General features: G+C 38.3%; 19 protein-coding genes. All 19 read right to left on the reverse strand.

Annotated features, from left to right (window positions below; translation table 11 throughout):
• Window positions 1-64: 64 nt before the first annotated feature.
• The 19 genes from AAJG31_RS10695 to fsa all read right to left on the reverse strand — a co-directional run bounded on the left by AAJG31_RS10695 (window position 65) and on the right by fsa (window position 19,967).
• Complete coding sequence (locus tag AAJG31_RS10695) at window positions 65-1,348, reverse strand: HAMP domain-containing methyl-accepting chemotaxis protein (RefSeq protein WP_279493870.1); 1,284 nt, start codon at window positions 1,346-1,348, stop codon at window positions 65-67.
• Between the two features lie 8 nt (window positions 1,349-1,356).
• The gene (locus tag AAJG31_RS10700; protein WP_279493869.1) at window positions 1,357-1,797 is read right to left on the reverse strand and encodes a low molecular weight protein arginine phosphatase; all 441 of its coding nucleotides are present in this window, start codon (window positions 1,795-1,797) and stop codon (window positions 1,357-1,359) included.
• Window positions 1,798-1,819: 22 nt separating this feature from the next.
• Window positions 1,820-2,317 carry a manganese efflux pump gene (locus AAJG31_RS10705; protein WP_048395616.1) on the reverse strand — a complete coding sequence of 166 codons (498 nt, stop codon included), beginning with the start codon at window positions 2,315-2,317 and terminating at the stop codon, window positions 1,820-1,822.
• Between the two features lie 169 nt (window positions 2,318-2,486).
• On the reverse strand, window positions 2,487-3,521 hold the full coding sequence (locus AAJG31_RS10710; RefSeq protein WP_279493868.1) for an L-threonylcarbamoyladenylate synthase: 1,035 nt from the start codon (window positions 3,519-3,521) through the stop codon (window positions 2,487-2,489).
• A 101-nt stretch (window positions 3,522-3,622) separates the two neighbouring features.
• Window positions 3,623-4,216, reverse strand: coding sequence for a stage II sporulation protein R (locus AAJG31_RS10715; RefSeq protein ID WP_066036937.1), 594 nt, complete (start codon window positions 4,214-4,216; stop codon window positions 3,623-3,625).
• A gap of 44 nt (window positions 4,217-4,260) precedes the next feature.
• A complete protein-coding gene (gene prmC / locus AAJG31_RS10720) occupies window positions 4,261-5,121 on the reverse strand; it encodes a peptide chain release factor N(5)-glutamine methyltransferase (RefSeq protein ID WP_112117318.1) in 861 nt (286 codons plus the stop codon).
• Window positions 5,108-6,184: a peptide chain release factor 1 gene (gene prfA, locus AAJG31_RS10725; RefSeq protein WP_004269459.1), complete on the reverse strand. Its 1,077-nt coding sequence runs from the start codon at window positions 6,182-6,184 to the stop codon at window positions 5,108-5,110. Before prfA ends, prmC begins: the two co-directional genes overlap by 14 nt.
• 173 nt (window positions 6,185-6,357) lie before the next feature.
• A complete protein-coding gene (locus AAJG31_RS10730) occupies window positions 6,358-6,930 on the reverse strand; it encodes a thymidine kinase (RefSeq protein WP_048395608.1) in 573 nt (190 codons plus the stop codon).
• Between the two features lie 116 nt (window positions 6,931-7,046).
• Window positions 7,047-7,250, reverse strand: coding sequence for a 50S ribosomal protein L31 (gene rpmE, locus AAJG31_RS10735; RefSeq protein ID WP_004269457.1), 204 nt, complete (start codon window positions 7,248-7,250; stop codon window positions 7,047-7,049).
• Window positions 7,251-7,453: 203 nt separating this feature from the next.
• Window positions 7,454-8,503 carry an NAD(P)/FAD-dependent oxidoreductase gene (locus AAJG31_RS10740; RefSeq protein WP_054548733.1) on the reverse strand — a complete coding sequence of 350 codons (1,050 nt, stop codon included), beginning with the start codon at window positions 8,501-8,503 and terminating at the stop codon, window positions 7,454-7,456.
• Window positions 8,504-8,626: 123 nt separating this feature from the next.
• A complete protein-coding gene (locus AAJG31_RS10745) occupies window positions 8,627-9,661 on the reverse strand; it encodes an iron ABC transporter permease (RefSeq protein WP_259949453.1) in 1,035 nt (344 codons plus the stop codon).
• Window positions 9,658-10,710 carry an iron ABC transporter permease gene (locus tag AAJG31_RS10750; protein ID WP_054548709.1) on the reverse strand — a complete coding sequence of 351 codons (1,053 nt, stop codon included), beginning with the start codon at window positions 10,708-10,710 and terminating at the stop codon, window positions 9,658-9,660. The genes AAJG31_RS10745 and AAJG31_RS10750 overlap by 4 nt, the downstream gene beginning before the upstream one ends.
• A gap of 32 nt (window positions 10,711-10,742) precedes the next feature.
• Window positions 10,743-11,537: an ABC transporter ATP-binding protein gene (locus AAJG31_RS10755; RefSeq protein ID WP_048395606.1), complete on the reverse strand. Its 795-nt coding sequence runs from the start codon at window positions 11,535-11,537 to the stop codon at window positions 10,743-10,745.
• Window positions 11,538-11,574: 37 nt separating this feature from the next.
• Window positions 11,575-13,299, reverse strand: coding sequence for an ABC transporter ATP-binding protein (locus AAJG31_RS10760; RefSeq protein WP_103117424.1), 1,725 nt, complete (start codon window positions 13,297-13,299; stop codon window positions 11,575-11,577).
• Between the two features lie 75 nt (window positions 13,300-13,374).
• Window positions 13,375-15,276: a helix-turn-helix domain-containing protein gene (locus AAJG31_RS10765; protein ID WP_279493859.1), complete on the reverse strand. Its 1,902-nt coding sequence runs from the start codon at window positions 15,274-15,276 to the stop codon at window positions 13,375-13,377.
• Window positions 15,277-15,409: 133 nt separating this feature from the next.
• Window positions 15,410-16,693 (reverse strand): transcription termination factor Rho, encoded by a 1,284-nt coding sequence (rho, locus tag AAJG31_RS10770; RefSeq protein WP_016992739.1) that lies wholly within the window; start codon window positions 16,691-16,693, stop codon window positions 15,410-15,412.
• A gap of 223 nt (window positions 16,694-16,916) precedes the next feature.
• On the reverse strand, window positions 16,917-17,873 hold the full coding sequence (glpX, locus tag AAJG31_RS10775) for a class II fructose-bisphosphatase (protein ID WP_004269449.1): 957 nt from the start codon (window positions 17,871-17,873) through the stop codon (window positions 16,917-16,919).
• 94 nt (window positions 17,874-17,967) lie between these two features.
• Window positions 17,968-19,254: a UDP-N-acetylglucosamine 1-carboxyvinyltransferase gene (locus AAJG31_RS10780; protein WP_048395599.1), complete on the reverse strand. Its 1,287-nt coding sequence runs from the start codon at window positions 19,252-19,254 to the stop codon at window positions 17,968-17,970.
• A 62-nt stretch (window positions 19,255-19,316) separates the two neighbouring features.
• Window positions 19,317-19,967, reverse strand: coding sequence for a fructose-6-phosphate aldolase (fsa, locus tag AAJG31_RS10785; RefSeq protein ID WP_004269447.1), 651 nt, complete (start codon window positions 19,965-19,967; stop codon window positions 19,317-19,319).
• Window positions 19,968-20,113: the final 146 nt, after the last annotated feature.

Below are 20,113 nucleotides of genomic sequence, written 5' to 3' on the forward strand. Positions count from 1 at the left end.
CCTTTAATAAAAAAGGTTATACATAAATCCGATTTTTCATGGGATTTATGTATAACCTTCAGGACTATGCGTGTCTATCAAATTGTTGGATCATTTTATGCAATGCTTCCGATTGCTTTTTCAAACTTTGAGCCAGATGCTCGACTTGTTCAATTGCATAGGCTTGCTCTTCAGCAGCACTACGAACTTCCTGTGCACCTGCTGACGTTTGTTCCGCAATGGCAGCAACTTCCTGTGATTGTCGAGCTGTCGTTTCAATATTATGCATTTGCTGTTCAATTAAAGAAGAAATCTCAACAATTGATGTTGCCATTTCATGTACATTAGAAGCCATATTTTCTACTGCTGTCGTTGTTTCAGAAACTCGATCGGCTTCCTTTGTTGCAAAGGCAACTTGTTCGTTCATTTGTTTCACAACTACTTCTACGTTGTGCTGCATGGTTTGAATTAAAGCTGTAATTCCTTGCACTGCTTTTGCACTTTCATCAGCCAAACCACGGACTTCTTCAGCTACTACTGCAAAGCCTTTTCCATGTTCTCCTGCACGAGCAGCTTCTATAGAGGCGTTTAGTGCCAACAGATTGGTTTGTGCTGCAATGTCACCAACTAAGCTAATTATTCGTTCTACCTGTCCAGCATTCTCTTCTAGCGCATGAATGCTTTTTAATGCCTCATTATTGCCTGTCGCAATTTGTTGAATACTATTCACTAATGTTTCAATGGCTTTTGTTGTTGTCGATAAATTATGTAGAATCTCTTTAGTTTGTGATGCTGATGCTTCTGCCCTACTATTTACCTCTGTTGCAAGCGTTCTTACATCTTCAATGGCTTCAGCAGTATCTTGTACAGCAGTTGCAGATGCTTCTGCTCCTGTAGAAATATGCTTTACGGTAGATGCAATGCCTTCTGCCTTTCTTGTTGCCACTCCTGCTTCATCTGAAAGCTGGATAATCGATTGATTCGTTTGTTGGAAGTTATGATCAATACTTTCCACCATTTGACGTAAGTTTAACACCATTTGTTGGAATGCCTCTGCAACAGATCGAATCTCATCATTTGTATTAGGCATTTGTACATCCTGTCCTATTTTTCCTTCTGCCACAAGTGTTGCTGAGTGCTCAAGCTGCTGCAACGGCTTGATGAGGATTACACTTAAAAAGGCAGCTAATATCCCTGACCAAGTTATGCCTAACGCATACGTAATCACTTCAAAAACTTTTCGATTTGTGTCAGGGAAGAAGGTAGGTTGTAAAAACTCAATGAATATAAAACTGACACTGTAGGTGATTAGTGCAAGAACACTAACAAATAACACCAACTTTAGGCGTAAACCAAATTGTTTTTTCATAGGACCCCTCAATTCTTTTCTAGTTTTTGTATTAATTGATCAACCAGTTCTTTTAATTCTGCAAATGTTGCTTCATAAATTGCTCTATTACCACCATAAGGATCCGCTACATTTTCTAAACTGCCCTCATTTGTATACTCTTTCAATGTAAATACTTTATGCTCAGCTTCTGGATAATTGGAAATGACGGTACCTTTGTGAGCAGTCGTCATCGTTAAAACTAAGTCTGCCCATACCATTTCAGCTTGTGATAATTGCGTCGCAAAATGTTGATGGGACATTTGGGCTTCATTTAACACTTGTTGTGCATGTGCTGACATTTGTGCATTAGGCATCGCATAAATACCCGCTGAGCGCACTTCTACATTGTTTATTTGTTTATGTTTTAAAATAGCTTCTGCCATCGGACTGCGACAAGTATTGCCTGTACAAACAAATAATATTTTCACACTTATCACTCTCCAATTTTATCTATTGTTGAATAGCTAGAATACTCATGATTATAAATATAATGCCAGCAATGATTTGAATTTTATTGCCAAAAAAAACTTGGCTCCTACGTGCTATAACTAATGACCCATAAGCACAAATTAATGCACTTAAGCCTGCACTCATAATAAAAATCGTTTTTTCTAAGTTAAGCATACCAAAAGAAACACTAACTGAAAAGGTGTCTAGGCTTGCAGTCACTGCTAAAAGCACAGGTGAAATCGTTACTTTTTCATCTCTGTGAGAAAATAATAATAAATGCATCCCGATACAAAATAATAAAATACTTGAAATCCATTGTCCCCATTCTAATAGAAATCGAACTAAATAGCTTCCTAATTCAAACCCTAATAAAGGAAAAAGCATATGTAATGCAGCCGTCCATAATGATAAAAATAATCGATATCTAACATTTGGCAGCAAAACATATAGACCAATCACATCAACAGACGTTAATATACCTGCAAGAATTCCCTGCAAGAACGCACTCCTTCGCTCCCTAATATTTTATCATTTTATGCTCGAAAATACATTATTATCATAACTGTTTACTATTGTTTTTCATTTTTAACATATAATAATTGGACAAAAAAAGACAAAAAACATGTGGTTTTTCAATGTCTTTTGCCTATAATTGTTCTATTATTATTTACAATGAATACCATTTACCTCCAGAGGCTTTTTCAAGTCTATTCATAATAGCTGCACCTACTCCTTCTATTGAAGTAGTTGTTGCTAATATTACGGTAGCGGTAGTTTTATCACATGCTCTAAGTGCATTATATAAGGCCGCACCCATTTCTTCTTTACTTCCTGCTTCACCAATAGAGAAGTAAAAATCCACTTTAATTTCTTCAAAGTTCTCAGGTGCAAGTAGTGCTACACTATGTCCTTGTCTCTGTAAATGCAGAACAGCTTCGTTGACTTTCTCAACATCACAGTCTATTAAATACACGGGAGCATTTGGTGCATAATGCGTATATTTCATTCCCGGTGCCTTAGGCGTTGCGTCTAGCTTCTGTTCTATTTTAGTTGGCTGAATCACTGGACCAATCTTAGCCTCAAGCATTTCCTTCGTAATGCCACCTGGACGTAAAATTACTGGAGGTTCATGTGTCACATCTAGTACAGTAGACTCAAGCCCTATGCCTGTAGAACCTCCATCTAAAATATAAGGTATGTACCCTTCTAAATCATCTAAAACATGAACGGCTTCTGTAGGACTTGGCTTTCCACTACGATTAGCGCTCGGTGCAGCAAGCGGTTTTTGGAGCTGTTGTAGTAAGGCGAGCGCTACTGGATGATCAGGCATTCGAATGCCAACTGTTGATAACCCAGCTGTGACACTTTTAGCTAATACATCTGGCTTCACTGGCATCACCAGTGTTAATGGTCCTGGCCAAAATAAATCCATGCATTGTTTAGCTATGTCAGAAATATGTTCGATATAGATCGCTACTTCCTCTTTTGTACCAACATGGACAATTAAAGGATTATCTGAAGGTCGACCTTTTGCTTCAAATATCTTTTTAACTGCCAGATCATTTGTGGCAATCGCTCCTAAGCCATAAACCGTCTCTGTTGGAAATGCAACTACCTCTCCTGCATTTAAGATATCCACAGCTTGTGTATAATTAATCTGACTATTCACATTACTGTCCACAACCTTACAAACAGTTTTCATGATTAATACCTACCTTCAATTATTCGTTTTTACTGAATTATCCACATATTGTTTATAACTTAATAAAAAATGTGTATAAGTTGTCTGAATTTGTGCACAATTCATTCAAAAAGTCCTTTAATCCATTCCCATATAAAGAATGTAACTTGTTCTTTTTCTTCTACTTCTACTTCTTCTTTTACCTCTTCTTTATCAGGCTCACATATCGATGGGAAGATACTGCACCACCAGTTATCTCCACGGGCATCACCAATCTTTACAACAATTGATTGATAGACATTTTGTGGATAAAGTACAGCACCTTGTCTTTTTGGTGGGAATAAATTATCCCCAACAACAACTTGTGCATCCAATTGTGGATAATTTTCGCTCAGTTCAGCTTCAATTTGTTGTTTTAACGAAAGAATTTGCTCATTCCCAGCAAATCCAGCCGTACCCAGTTGTAGAAAGTATGGCTTTAAATCTTGGACAAGCTGCTGTTTCTCTAGCTGATCTTGTGCAGTATTACTGTTTGCGATAACACGTATACGAAAATCTTTTTCTTGCACATCACCGGAAGATTCCTTCGCCAAACCTACTAATGTTGGAATATATAAAACACATAACTGTAAAACAATCGCAATTAATACTAGTCTAGCAAAAGCTAGAAAGATATTTTGTTTAGGTAATCTAATAATCTTGTATTCGTTCAACATAAAAATCCCTCCTTGCTCAACATTGTTGGCAAGAATAAGAAACTTTATACATGTAGCTCACAAAAAATCATTCGAGGTTTACCGTTAATATCTTTTTCTACTGAAACTGTCGCCTGTGGAAAACTATCTTGAAAGAATTTGGCTACTTTCTCCCCCTGTGTATAACCGATTTCTAATCCAATCAACGCTGGCCTATTCATATAAGCTGGTAATTGTTCGGCTAATTTTCTATATAAAATAAGACCATCTTCCTCGGCAAAGAGGGCACTATGCGGCTCATGCTCTAGCACAACGCTTGACATTGCTTGTGCCTCATCAAATGCGATATACGGTGGGTTCGATAAAACAATATCAAATTTTTCTCCTGCAAGTGGAGCAGCTAAATCTCCCAATCTAAAATCAATATCTGCCTCTAATTGCTTTGCATTTTTTTGAGCAGTTGCTAGTGCAGCTTCTGATAAATCGGTAGCTATGACCGTTAATGCTGGGCATTCCAGCTTCATTGAAATAGCAATGGCTCCACTACCTGTACCTATATCAGCCAGCTTCAATGTTTGCTTTGTAAATAATTTAGGTAGTCGATTAATTGTTCCAAGCACCAATTCCTCTGTTTCAGGTCGTGGTATTAAGACAGATTCATCGACTAAGAATGAACGGCCATAAAACTCCTCATACCCAACACAGTATTGGACAGGGCGTCCATTGACATGTTCTTCTATGAGCTCATTAAATCTCATTTGCTGCGCTGCTGTTAATTCATCTTGCAAATGCAACATAACTTCTCCATAACTAGTACCAAGCACATGTTGCATAACAATCCGCGCTGCTGTTTGTTCACAACCATTATCCACTAAAAAAGAAGAAGCCCACTCAAGGGCCTCCATCACATTTTTATAAGTCATCATTTAAACGCTCTAACTTCGATGCTTGTTCTTCTAAAATAAGAGCATCGATAATCTCGTCTAGTCTGCCTTCAACGATTTGATCTAGCTTTTGAATCGTTAAGCCGATACGGTGGTCGGTTACGCGGTTTTGTGGATAATTGTATGTGCGAATTCGCTCAGAGCGGTCACCAGATCCAACAGCTGATTTACGTGTAGCATCAATCTCTTTTTGCGCTTCCTGCATATACATATCTGCAACACGAGCACGAAGAATTTTCATTGCTTTTTCACGGTTTTTAATTTGTGAACGTTCATCCTGCATCGAAACCACAACACCTGTCGGTAAATGGGTCATACGAACAGCAGACATTGTTGTATTTACAGATTGACCACCCGCACCAGAAGATGCGAATGTATCTACACGGATATCTTTTTCATGGATTTCAACATCTACTTCCTCAACCTCAGGTAAGCAAGCAACTGTTGCTGTTGATGTATGAATTCGGCCTTGTGATTCTGTAGCAGGGACACGTTGTACACGGTGTGCGCCATTTTCAAATTTGAATTTTGAATAGGCTCCTTGTCCATTAATCATAAAGATTACCTCTTTATAGCCGCCCATTGGGTTTGGTGTAGCTTCCATAATATCAATTTTCCAGCCTTGCGTTTCTGCATAGCGAGAATACATACGGAACAAGTCACCTGCAAAAATATTAGCCTCGTCACCACCAGCTGCCCCACGGATTTCCATAATAACGTTTTTATTATCATTCGGATCTTTTGGAATTAATAAAATACGTAATCGCTCTTCTAGCTCTTCCTGCTGTGCTTTTAATAGGTTAAATTCTTCCTTTACCATTTCGTGCATATCAGGATCTTTTTCGCTATCTAACATTTCTCGTGTATCTACTAGCTGTTCTTTAACACTTTTATATTCACGATAAGTATCTACTGTCTCTTGGATATCTGATTGTTCCTTAGAATATTCGCGTAATTTCTTACTATCATTAACAATATCTGGATCGCTCAAAAGCTCAGTAAGCCTTTCATAACGATCTTCCACTGCTTGTAATCGATCAAACATGGATTTCACCTCTATTTAGTTTTTTAAATTGCTCCTTTTTTACAGAGAAGCCGCTTTCATCAAAATTACGCTAAGGCGTAATGGTTTTTTCATTTCTTATTTCCACTACTTAGTATAAGGAAATTTTCACATGTATGCTACTTTTTCTTTGCGCTTTAACAAGCTACTTAGCTTTAAAGCGGTGGATTTGCATGACATTTTCGGCAAACAGGATAATACGAATCATTGCCACCGATTTGAATTTGATCTCCTGTGTAAACTGGCTTTCCACTTTCATCTACTCGCAAATTCATTGTTGCTTTTTTATGACAGAACCAGCAAATTGTTTTCATTTCTTCAATTTTATCTGCATATGTAAGCATGTACTGGCTACCTTCAAATAGCTCATTTTGAAAATCATTTTTTAAACCAAAGCCCATTACGGGAATGTCCAATTTATCCACAATGTTAGCTAGCTGTAAAACATGTGCTTTTTTTAGAAATTGAACTTCGTCCACAAGCACACAATAAGGTTTGACAGCATTAGTTTTCACTATTTCAAAAATATTTGTATCTTCATAAACAGGAATGGCTTGTTGTCGTAAACCTACTCGACTGGAAACGAAGCCCACCTCATCACGCGTATCTAGACCTGAAGTAAACATCATTACAGGTTTTTGTTGTTCTTCATAATTATGGGCAACTTTTAGAATTTCTATTGACTTCCCACTATTCATTGCACCATGTTTAAAATATAGCTGTGCCATTTTGTCTTCTCCCTTTCTTTGTGTCAATCTGGATTTTGAAAAGACTTGCATCAACGTGTATTATTTACTGAAAAAAATACCTGCCAAGCGCATGCTTGGCAGGTATTAAACTAACATTAGTTTTTAAGACCGTATTTTTTGTTGAAACGATCCACGCGACCATCAGCAGACGCGAATTTTTGACGGCCAGTGTAGAATGGGTGACATTCGTTGCAGAACTCGACAACGATGTTTTCTTTTACTGAACCAGTTTTGAAAGTGTTCCCACAAGAGCAAGTTACTGTTGCTTCTTTGTAGTCTGGATGAATTCCTTGTTTCATATTCGTTTTCTCCTCTCGCCCTGAACCATCTGGAACAGAGTATTATCGAACTGTACCTTACATAGCCCGAATATGTCGACTACAAAAGTTGTGTCGAAGTGGAACGTCAGCTACATATGTACACGTTGCATACTTTTGAAGTATAGCATAGACATTTTATCATTTTCAAGTAAAAAATATTAAAAGCAAACCATCCCTAATACCTAACCGCGAACTTCACGATAATCATTGTCTACTAACCCAATTTTCTCATTTCGTTCTTTAAAGCGAATATTATGTGAAGATACATAGGCTACTTTCGGTGCATCTGGCTCCAAGTATAGTTTTGCACTATTTAATGCTAGTATTCCATCAGTAAATGCACCAGCTATTAATCTAACTTTACTAGGATGATCAATAAAATCACCAGCTCCATAGATACCCGCTACGTTCGTTTCCCGATTCTCATTAACAATTGCTACGCCATCCTGAATATTTAATCCCCATTCTTCAAGCGCACCGTAATCGCATTTTAAACCATGATTTACAATGACAGCATCTACCTTTACTCGTTCCAATTCATCGGTATCTTTATTGACAATAGATACATATTGAATTAAATCACCGTCCCCATGCAATTGAACCACTTCATAGGGCGTTTTTACATGAACTAAGGATTCTTTCATACGTAAGACATTTTTTTCATGTCCACCAAAATCATCTCGCCGATGAACAATCGTGACGCTTGCGGCAATTGACTCTAGCTCATTAGCCCAATCAACCGCAGAATTACCACCACCTGAAATCAACACATGCTTGTCTCGGAAGATTTCTAATTCCTGAACTGTATAATGTAAATTCGTTACTTCGTAGCGATCCGCTCCTTCAATTTCAAGCTTTTGCATAGAAAGGACGCCATAGCCTACTGCTAAAATAACCGTTTTGGAATAATGCTTTTCTCCTGTAGAGGATGTTAAAATAAATGTTCCATCCTGTTGCTTATCTAACTTTTCCACTTTTTGATTTAAGACAATCGTTGGATCAAAGGTTTCAGCTTGCTCCACAAGTTGTTTAATAAGCTGACCACCTAAAATAGGTGTTACTCCACCTACATCCCAAATCATTTTTTCAGGATATATTAACATACGACCACCTAGTTGTGAGCTATACTCGATAATTTTCGTTTTTAAATCTCGCATTCCACTATAAAAGGCAGTATAAAGCCCTGCTGGACCACCACCAACAATCGTTACATCATATAGTTCCTCTGACATTTCCTCTTCTCCATCCCCTTCTAATCTATTCAAACGTAAATTGTTTGACAAGAATTAATCTAATAACCGTCTATTCTTTCCCCTCATGGCAATACTATTCACACACAAAGGAAAGAGTGCTATTTACTCTTTTAATCGTGCTAGTAAATACAAGAAATAAGGTGCTCCTAAAACTGCTACCACAATCCCTGCTGGAATTTCTGAAGGTTCTAAAATGGAACGACCGATTGTATCAGCCATTAACACTAAAAAACCTCCTAATAATGCTGCGGTTGGCAATAAAAACTGGTGTTTAGCCCCAACAAGCTGTCGAGCTAAGTGTGGCGCAACAAGGCCAACGAAACCAATTCCACCACTTACTGAAACACTAGCTCCAGCCAAACCAACAGCAGCAGCCAACAACCAGCGTCGCTCTTTTTCTATCGAGGCACCTAGTCCTACTGCTGTTAATTCGCCTAAATTCAATATGTTTAATACACGTGATTTTGAATAGACGAATGGCAATAAGATAACTAACCATGGTAATAACGACAGAACAAATCTCCAATTTGAGCCCCAAATGCTACCCGCTAGCCATGTTGCTACAAATTGATAATTCTCTGGCGATAGACGTAGTGTTAGCACAATCATAGCCGAGCTAATCCCTGCTGCCACAGCTACCCCAGTTAAGATTAAACGCATTGGTGTAATCCCCTCATGGCGTCGATAAGAAAGTGAATAAATCAGTACAGCTGTCAAACCTGCTCCTACAAAAGCCAGTATAGGCAGTAAATAAACAGGTGCTGCTTTCGTAGTTGGAAAAAATGACACATAGAGCATAACCGCTAGTCCCGCTCCCGCATTAATCCCTAAGATTCCTGGGTCTGCTAAGGCATTTTTAGAAATGCCCTGTAAAATAGCGCCTGATATAGCTAACCCCATACCTACTAATACAGCAATCACAATTCTTGGAAGTCTGAATTCATATAAGATAAGCTGCTGTTGTGCATCACCTTGACCAAAAAGAGTCCGAAGAACCTCCAATGGTGTCAGTTTAATGACACCTGTATTCATACTTATGACAAAGGTAATAACGATTAACACACTGAGCGTAGCAAGGATGGAAAAATGTTTCCTTTTCGCCTTTAGCTGACTTGGTGTTAAATAGCTGTTACTCATAGTTCTTTCCCTCCTTTTCGAGCTAAATAAAGGAAGAATGGTACTCCAATAAAGGCTATGAGCGCACCAATGGGTGTTTCATAAGGTGGATTAATAACACGTGCTACTAAATCAGCTAACACAACAAGCAATGCTCCATATACCAAGGAACAAGCGATGATCCAGCGATAATCATGACCAACTATGTATCTGGTTAAATGAGGGATAATTAACCCTACAAAACCAACCGCACCGACAACAGAAACTGCTGCACCCGCTAAAACTAAAACAATGATCATTCCCCATACTTTTACCACAGCAGTACGTTGCCCTAGCCCGACTGCAATTTCTTCACCTAAGCTCAGTACGGTGATGGAGCGTGATAGGATAAGAGCTCCTATCATCGCAACAAGTATCCATGGAGATAAGATTTGTAGATGGCTCCATTTTGTGCCTGAAACCCCACCCGCATACCAAAATGCGAGGTCTTGTCCAATACGAAAATAAAGAGCAATTCCTTCTCCGAGCGCCCCAAGTAACGCACTAACAGCAGCTCCTGCTAAAACTAGTCGCATAGGTGTTAAGCCACCTTTAGAAAGCGAGCCAATACCATAAACAATGGCCACACCAAGACCTGCACCTACAAAGGACCATAAAATTAAATACATATAAGGCAACCCAGGGAAGAAGGCAAAACATACGGCTAACATAAAGGCAGCTCCTGAGTTCAAGCCTAATAACCCTGAGTCTGCTAAAGGGTTACGTGTCATCCCCTGCATAATCGCACCCGCTACCGCAAAGCTTGCACCGACTAATGCTGCTCCAAGTACCCGTGGTAAGCGAATATCATGGATAATTTGATGTGTTGTTAATTCTGGTGAAAAATGGGTAACTGCTGTCCAAACAGTACCCAATGAAATATCTGCTGCACCAAAAGAAATTGATAAGCCAATGGCAACTATTAATCCAATTACTCCTACGATTAAAGCCACTACTCCACGGATCGGATGAGATCGCTTCTGTAGCTCTTCTAAATCGTGGAGCTCTCCTACTCCTGTCGACGTAGTCATTTTATTTCCTCCTCATAACTTCCAACTAGCTTTTATTTTTTCATATCGTACAACTGATAAGATAGGCAGATTGGATTTTCACTATAGGGACATACAGCCATTTCTGCATCGATATTAAATACCCTTTGTAAATTTTCTTTTGTCATCACTTCTTTTGGACTGCCATTCACCATTAAATTGCCGTCTCTCATGGCCATCATAAAATGAGAGAACCGTGATGCATGGTTTAAATCATGTAAAACCATGATAATTGTTCGTCCTTCTTCCTTATTTAACTTTTGTAGCAACAATAAAATATCGAGCTGATGTGCTAAATCTAAATAAGTTGTTGGTTCATCCAGTACTAAAATATCCGTGCCTTGCGCCAATGCCATAGCAATCCATACTCTCTGACGCTGACCACCTGATAATGCTTCGATTGGTCGATCACTAAATTCTCTTAGCCCCGTAACATCAATAGCCCAATGGATATATTCATAGTCTTCCTTTTGCAATGTACCAAACCCTACTTGATGAGGAAAACGACCATAGGATACCAGTTCAAAAACCGTTAATCCTCCTGGTGCTGTTGCTGTTTGAGGTAAAATAGCCATTCTTTTGGCCACTTCTTTTGTTTTTAATTGATGTATAGCTTTGCCATCTAAATAGACAGCTCCATTTTGTGTGCGTAATACACGTGCTACAGCCTTTAATAAAGTAGACTTGCCACAACCATTTGGACCAATAATCGTGGAGATCTCCCCTTTCGGAATCTCCACACTTAAATCATTGACGATGAGCGCTGAAGAGTAACCAATCGCAACATGATCTATTTCAAGTACTGACATCTTTAACTTCCTTTCACTTTTGAGAATGCTATTACTTTTAAATTTGTAAACCAAATTGGGCTGTATACAAGCCATAGTAAGCATTTTGGCGTTCCATTAATTGCTCATGTGTGCCTTCTTCAATAATGCCCTTTTTCGATACCACAACAATTCTGTCTGCATCCTTAATCGTTGCTAAACGGTGGGCAATCACTAATGTAGTACGACCGATAGAAAGCTCGTTTAAGGCTTGCTGGATAGCTTGTTCTGTTTCTGTATCCAATGCAGATGTTGCTTCATCTAGTATTAAGATTTTTGGATTTTTCAAGAAAATACGCGCAATTGATAATCTTTGTTTTTGTCCACCTGATAATTTGACACCACGTTCACCTATGAGAGTATCCATGCCTTCTGGTAAAGCATTAATTACATCCGTCAGTTGTGCTCGTTGTGCGGCATACCAAATATCTTCTTCACTGGCATTTAAATCACCATAGGCTATGTTTTCTCGAATGGTACCATCGAATAAAAAGACATCTTGCTGGACAATCCCGATATGCGAACGTAAAGATTGCAGTTTAAAATCTCGTATATCAACACCATCAATCTTAATGGAACCCTCATTCACCTCATAAAAACGTGGCAATAGGCTACAGATGGTAGATTTCCCTGCACCAGAAGGGCCTACTAAGGCAACCGTTTCACCAGGACGTACCTTTAAATTAATTTGATGTAAGGCATGATTATTGGCAGCGTAGCCAAACGATACATTAGAAAAAGTAATTTCACCATCAATTTCATCGATTGTTTTCGCTTCTGGACGGTCCGCAATTTCGGGCTCCGTTTCGAGGAATTCAATATAGCGCCTAAATCCTGCCATGCCCTTTGGATAGCTTTCTATAAACATATTGATTTTGTTAATTGGGCCTAAGAGAATACCTGATAGTAAAATAAATGCGATAAAATCGCCATTTGTTAAATGCCCATTTAATACAAAATAAGCCCCAACAAATAAAGTAAAGAGTGATAATACCTTCGTGAGTATGCCTGAAATAGCTTCATTCCAAGCCATTACTTTATAGGAAAACAGCTTTGTCATACGGAATCTTTCATTATTTACTTTAAAGCGTTTAATCTCATGATCTTCATTTGTAAAAGCTTGTACAACACGAATACCACTTACATTGTTTTCAACACGTGCATTAAAATCTGCAATATCTCCAAACATTTGACGGAATGCCTTGGACATTAATTTCCCGAAAATAATGGTTAAGATTAAGATAATCGGAACAAGTAAGAAAATAAGAATCGTAAAGGTTGGATCAATATAGTACATGACACCAAATGTTCCAATAATCGTCATCGCTGCAATAAAGATATCCTCTGGACCATGGTGAGCAAGTTCACCAATATCCATCAAATCATTTGTTAAACGAGAAACAAGATGCCCTGTTTTGTTGTTATCAAAATATCTAAAGGATAGCTTTTGTACATGGCTGAAGGATTCTTTTCTCATATCCGTCTCAATATTAATGCCCAGCATATGTCCCCAATATGAAACGATAAAATGAAGAATGGAGTTAAAAATATATAATCCAAACAGCAATAAACTCGCCATAATAATCCATTTCAATTCCCCATCTGGCAGAATATCATCAATTACTTTATTTAAAACAATCGGAAACGCAAGCTCTATTAGTGCCACTAATATGGCACAGCTAAAATCTAAAATAAATAAGCCTTTATAGGGCTTATAATATGAAAAAAATCGCCGTAATAACATGGTGTAGCCTCCTATCGTGATCTCGTTTTACGTATCTATAAATGAGCTATCTACAATAGCTCTCCTGTTATCTAGTTATTGTTGATGAGCCTTTGTAAATTCAACTATTTTGTCAGCTAGTTCTTCAGCTTGGTGTAAGCCAGAGAGCGGATCAGAAGCAAAATAATATTCAGATGGAAGCTCTAATACTTGATTACTTTTAACGACATCTAAGTTTGTCCATGTTGCTGGTAACTGGCTATCTTTGTTAAAGAAATTAATCATGAAGTTATAGTCACCTACATAATCACCTACTACTTCATAGGAAATCTCATAACGTCCATTACTTGCTTCCTTTGTATCAAAAATCTCCTGCACCTTTTCTTGAGGTTTCATGCCCAAAATTTGATAGAGTGCTCTACCGCCCGATACACTAGATTTCCCTATAATCGTTGCATTTTTTTCAAACATTTCATAAATAGTAAATGTAGATCCTTTTGGAATCACATCCATGATTTTTTCTTTAGCTTTTGCGATCCGATCTTCAAATTCTTTTGTAAAGGCCTCAGCCTCTGCTTGTCTTCCTAAGTAATTCCCCATTGCCTTAATCTCCTCAATCGCTGATTGATGTGCATCTTCAGCGAAGACAATTGTCGGGGCAATTTTTTCATATTTCGCTACATCTTCAATATTCCAAGTAATAATCAAGTCTGGCTTTAACTCTAAAACTTTTTCTAATGACACCTTACCATCTGTACCAATATTCGTAATTTCACCATCCTTATAGTGTTGCTTTAAGAAAGCAGCATAATCAAGGTTAGCCGTTACGCCTCCAACTGGTACAACATCTAACGCTAAAATTTGCCCCAGATACCAATCAGTTACGACTCTCTCTGCCTGCATTGGAATTTCTACTTCGCGTCCACTATCATCTGTTACGGTTCTAGTCTCTGCCTTCTCGGGCGAAGTTGGTTCATCAACCTTAGATTGGCTTGTCTCTTCATTACACGCTGCCAGTAAAACGAACAGGCTTAATAAAAAAGGTAGCTTTATATGGTGAATCATCTTCTTCATCATGATTTCATTTTCTCCATTCTCAAATCGTTTTGCTTGCGCGAGCTGATTATTATTGTATTGAAAATGATTCTCATTTGTAATGGCAATTTCGGACATATTAGATGCATATTTCAGCCTAAAGCTACTTGGAGCCAGTTTTGTTGCTTTTTTAAAAGCACGGCTAAAATAATATTCATCTTCAAATCCAAGAGATATGGCAATTTCTTTTATGCCATATTGATTGGTTAATAAATACTGCTTAGCCTGCTCTATTCTTAATTGTTGTAAATATATTTGTGGACCTATTTCATAGCGAGCTTTAAAGATGCGTAATAAATGTCGTGTACTAATCTGAAGCATATCTGCTAATGTCTGGATAGATAATGGTTGATGAATGTGTTGTTTTATAAATAATCGTGCGGCTTCTGCCTTATCAATTTCATGTGGTTTCCCTTGTCCTTCTGCTAATTCTCGAAAGACATGATAGATAAGCTCATAGAAGGATGCCCTTACAGATAAATGCTCCTGTATAGAGCCAGATTGCCATTTGCTATACATATCCTGAAGGATGCTGTGAATGACTATCGGATTTGCGGGTACACAAGAGAAATGTGTTTGGAATGGTTGATAGTGCATGTGCAAATGCTGCATAAAGGCATCTTTGTACATGACATCTCCTTTATAGCTAATGAGAAAATAGCTAACACTCTGCTGTGCCCTAATGTGAAGAGATTGAGATTTACCTAGATGAAAAATACTGAAGCGCTGCACATGATAAGATTGATCATCAATGACAATCTGTGCACCGCCTGCTGTGACAATAAGAAACGAGCTATATGTTAAAACCTTTGACACATGAATGTCTGATTTATTTATGTAATCGATTTGCTTCAACTGGATAAATGCATTTTGCCAAAGAAGCATATAGGCATCATAATTCATCTTCGTCTCCTTCAGAACACATATTTACTTACCATTATATTGATAATGATTATCAATTTCAATATACATTTATAAAATAAACATATACAAAAAAAATCACCACTGACAATTTGATTGTCAATGGTGATGCCCTTTATAAAAGTCCCTTACCCTTTGTTGCTTTTTTCATATCTTCGTTTAGCTTTTCAAAAAATTCTTCATTTGATTTTGTTGTACGTATTTTTTTCAGGAAGCGCTCTGCAAAATCAGGTGCATCAGAAAACGTTTTACGAATTGCCCATAGCTTTTCAAGTTGTTCTGGTTCCAGAAGAAGCTCTTCTTTACGTGTACCCGAACGACGAATGTCAAGCGCAGGGAATATACGGCGTTCCGCTAACTGACGATCAAGATGAAGCTCTAAGTTCCCTGTTCCCTTAAATTCTTCATAGATAACTTCATCCATACGAGAACCTGTATCCACTAAAGCCGTCGCTAAAATTGTTAAACTACCGCCTTCTTCAATATTACGAGCCGAACCAAAGAAACGTTTCGGTCTATGGAATGCAGCAGGATCAATACCACCAGATAGTGTACGTCCACTTGGTGGAATTACTAAGTTATAAGCACGAGCTAAACGTGTAATAGAGTCCATTAAAATAATTACATCACGTTTATGTTCCACTAAACGTCGTGCGCGTTCTAATACTATTTCAGCCACTTTGACGTGGTTCTCAGGTACTTCATCAAATGTTGAGCTTACAACATCTGCATTGACAGAACGTTCAATATCTGTCACTTCCTCAGGTCGTTCATCAATCAATAGGACAATTAACTCCGCTTGCGGATGATTGGTTGTAATAGCGTTCGCAATCTCTTTTAATAAAGACGTTTTCCCTGCCTTTGGCGGAGCTACAATTAACCCACGTTGTCCAAAGCCTACTGGTGCCACTAAATCCATTATACGTGTGGATAAATTGCGTTGTGTTGTTTCTAGTTTAATTTGTCGATTTGGATATAAAGGTGTTAGTGCTGGGAAATGAACTCGTTCTTTCGCCACTTCAGGATCTTCGCCATTGACAGCATCTACTTGTAATAGGCCATAATAGCGCTCATTTTCCTTCGGTGGACGCACCTTTCCTGACACCTTGTCCCCATTACGCAAATCAAAGCGACGGATTTGGGATGCAGAAATATAAATATCTTCTTTACTTGGTGAGTAGTTGATTGGTCGAAGGAAGCCGAAGCCCTCTTGCGAAACAATTTCTAGTACGCCTTCCATAAAGAAATAGCCCTCTTGCTCTGAACGCGTTTTCAAAATAGCAAATATCAATTCTTTTTTCGTTAGCTTGCTATAATAAGAAATTTTATATTGGCGTGCAAGGGCGTAAAGCTCTTTTAACGTCATGTTTTCTAATTGAGCGATTGTCAATGCAGACATATGCACAACTCCAGTCTTTTTCAAAATATAATTCAATTTAATGGGGTTATCATTGAAGTTTACGATTGGCTCTGCTAACGCTTATATGGTTGCCTTTAATAATATCTATTGAAATACTTCCACCATATAACTAAACATTGCCTTAAAAATATGGGATGGTTATTTAAAGAAGAAGGTACCTAGCACAATAGATGTACTAGGTATATTTTAGAAGAAAATAACATTAATATCTAGGTTTTTTCTCAAGAGCGTGACGGCCTTCAACAAAGCGAACCGTACCAGATTTAGCACGCATAACTACTGAATGAGTTAAGGCATAAGCACCTTTATATTGAACACCCTTTAAAAGCTCGCAATCTGTTACTGCTGTCGCTGCAAAAATAGCATCGTCACCTTTTACTAGGTCATCTAAATAAAGAACTTTTTCAACATCCACACCCATTTTTGTGCAGCGTTCTAATTGCTCTTCATCTTCTGGTACTAGTTTTGCTTGGAAGTCACCACCAAGGCATTTTAAAGCTACTGCTGCTATAACACCCTCAGGTGCACCACCTGTTCCAAACATAATATCAATGCCTGTTTCATCAAAAGCCGTATTGATTGCTGCACCAACATCGCCATCTTGGATAAATTTAATACGTGCACCAGCCTCACGAATTTCATCAACAATCGCTTGGTGACGTGGTCGATCTAAAAGAGTAGCTACAACATCAGAAATATCTTTATTTTTAGCTTTTGCTACTTGTAATAAGTTATAAGTGACGGAAGCATTGATATCCACTTTGCCCGCCGCTTCTGGTCCTACAGCAATTTTCTCCATGTACATATCTGGTGCATTTAACAGATTCCCTTTATCTGCAATAGCAAGAACTGTCATAGCACCATTTGTACCTTTTGCTACAATGTTTGTACCTTCTAAAGGATCTACTGCAATATCTACTTTAGGACCACCATTTCGTAAACCAAGTTCTTCACCAATATAAAGCATTGGTGCTTCATCCATTTCGCCTTCACCAATTACTACTGTAGCATGCATTGGAATTGTATCGAACATTTTGCGCATCGCTGTTGTTGCTGCATCATCTGCCTCAATTTTCAAACCGCGCCCCATCCATTTCCCGGATGCGATTGCTGCTGCTTCTGTTACTCGTACTACTTCCATCGATAAACTACGTTCCATTGTTGCTTTGCCTCCCGTTATCGGCACCTTTTCGTGCCAAAACATTCAAATTACCTCTATTGTAACATAATTGGTTGAAAACTTTTAGCTCTCATTATTCCTTTGTCTCAGCTACACGTGCCACAATTGTTTCACGTCGAATATCAGCGCCTAAATCACGTAATTTCTCAATAAGTGAGCTATAGCCACGTTCGATATGATAGATATCCTGAATCTCAGTTTCTCCTTCTGCTAAGAGTCCAGCTAACACTAAAGCTGCTCCAGCACGAAGATCTGTAGCTGTTACAGTTGAGCCATGTAATCTACTTGGCCCTTTAATAATTGCTGTGTTTCCTTCTACACGAGCATCTGCATTCATACGACGAAGCTCATCAATATGCTTGAAACGAGCTGTGTAAATAGTATCTGTTACTTTTGAGGAACCGAATGCTTGTGACATTAACACGGCAAGCGGTTGTTGAATATCCGTTGGGAATCCAGGGTATACCAATGTTTTGACATCCACTGCCTGTAATGTTGAGAGGTCTGTTTTTGGTACATAAATACTTTCTTCACCAATCTCAATTTTCACACCCATTTCACGAAGCTTGGCAATAATTGCTTCTAAATGCAGTGGAATAACGTTATCGATTGTTATACCATCACCGACTGCTGCAGCCATAATCAAAAATGTGGAGGCCTCAATGCGATCAGGTATAATCGTATGTTCAGTACCATGTAGCTCTTCTACGCCTTCGATACGAATGACACTTGTACCTGCACCTTTAATATTGGCACCCATATTTGTTAGAAGTGTCGCCACATCAATTATCTCAGGTTCTTTTGCAGCATTTTCAATGACAGTACGTCCCTTAGCAAGGACAGCAGCAAGCATGATATTAATCGTAGCCCCAACACTTGCCACATCTAAATAAATTTTTGCCCCTATCAACTCATCTGCACGTAAATAAATGGCTCCGTGTTCATTAGTAATTTTAGCTCCTAAAGCCTCAAAGCCCTTTATATGTTGATCAATAGGTCGAGGTCCTAAAAAACAGCCTCCAGGTAAACCAATAACTGCTTTTTTGAAACGTCCAAGCATAGCACCCATTAAATAATAAGAAGCACGTAACTTTTTAACGTTGCCGTTTGGTAAGGGCAATGCAATCATCTCTGTTGGATCGATTGTCATTTTTCCATTCTCAAATGAAACTTCCCCACCAATTTCCTCTAATAGAGCCTTTAACGTCCAAGCATCTGAAATTTCGGGTATCCCTCCAATAGTCACTGGAGAGTTCGCCAAAATTGATGCAGGAATTAAGGCGACTGCACTATTTTTTGCACCACTAACTTTAATTGTACCTTGTAGACGATTTTCGCCAGTAATTTTATAAACATCCATTTTGCGTTCTCCCTCATGATTGGAAAGTAGTATTTTTGCAATTTGCACACTTTATAATCTTATTATTCGCCTTTTCTCTTATTCCAATCCGCTAAAAATCCTTCAATTCCTTTTTCAGTTAATGGATGGTGGAAAAGCTGCTTTAATACTTTAAACGGAGTAGTTGAAATATGTGCACCTGCTAAAGCCGCTGCTGTAACGTGTTGCGGGTGACGGACAGAGGCAGCGATAATTTGTGTATCGATATTATGGATTGTAAAAATATCTGCAATTGTTTCAATTAACTCAACACCATTTTGACCAATGTCATCTAAACGGCCGATAAATGGTGATACGTATGTAGCACCTGCACGCGCAGCCATTAATGCTTGGTTAGCACTAAAAATTAATGTCACGTTTGTTTTAATTCCTTTGTTTGCAAAGAATCGACATGCCTCTAATCCAGCTGGTGTCATAGGAAGCTTTACTGTGATGTTTGGCGCAATCGCAGCTAATTCCAAACCTTCTTTAATCATACCTTCTGCATCAAGTGCAATAACTTCTCCACTTACAGAGCCATCAACGAGCTCAGCGATTTCGCGAAGACGATCATGGAAAGAAACATTCTCTTCTTTAGCCACTAACGATGGGTTTGTCGTCACTCCTGATAAAATACCCCATGCATGTGCCTCTTTAATCTCTTCAAAGTTTGCTGTATCAATGAAAAATTTCATAATTATTTCCTCCTGATCATTTTTCTTATATTATTAAATATTTTCCAAAATTTCTTTATTTCAAAAACAAGAGAAGGTCGATTGAAAGCATCAACACTTCTCTTATTATGTGTATTTATCTATGCTTTTGTAACATATTAAATGCA

The organism is Lysinibacillus sp. BS3 (assembly GCF_039614735.1).
In the GTDB taxonomy this organism is placed as follows: Bacteria; Bacillota; Bacilli; order Bacillales_A; family Planococcaceae; genus Lysinibacillus; species Lysinibacillus capsici.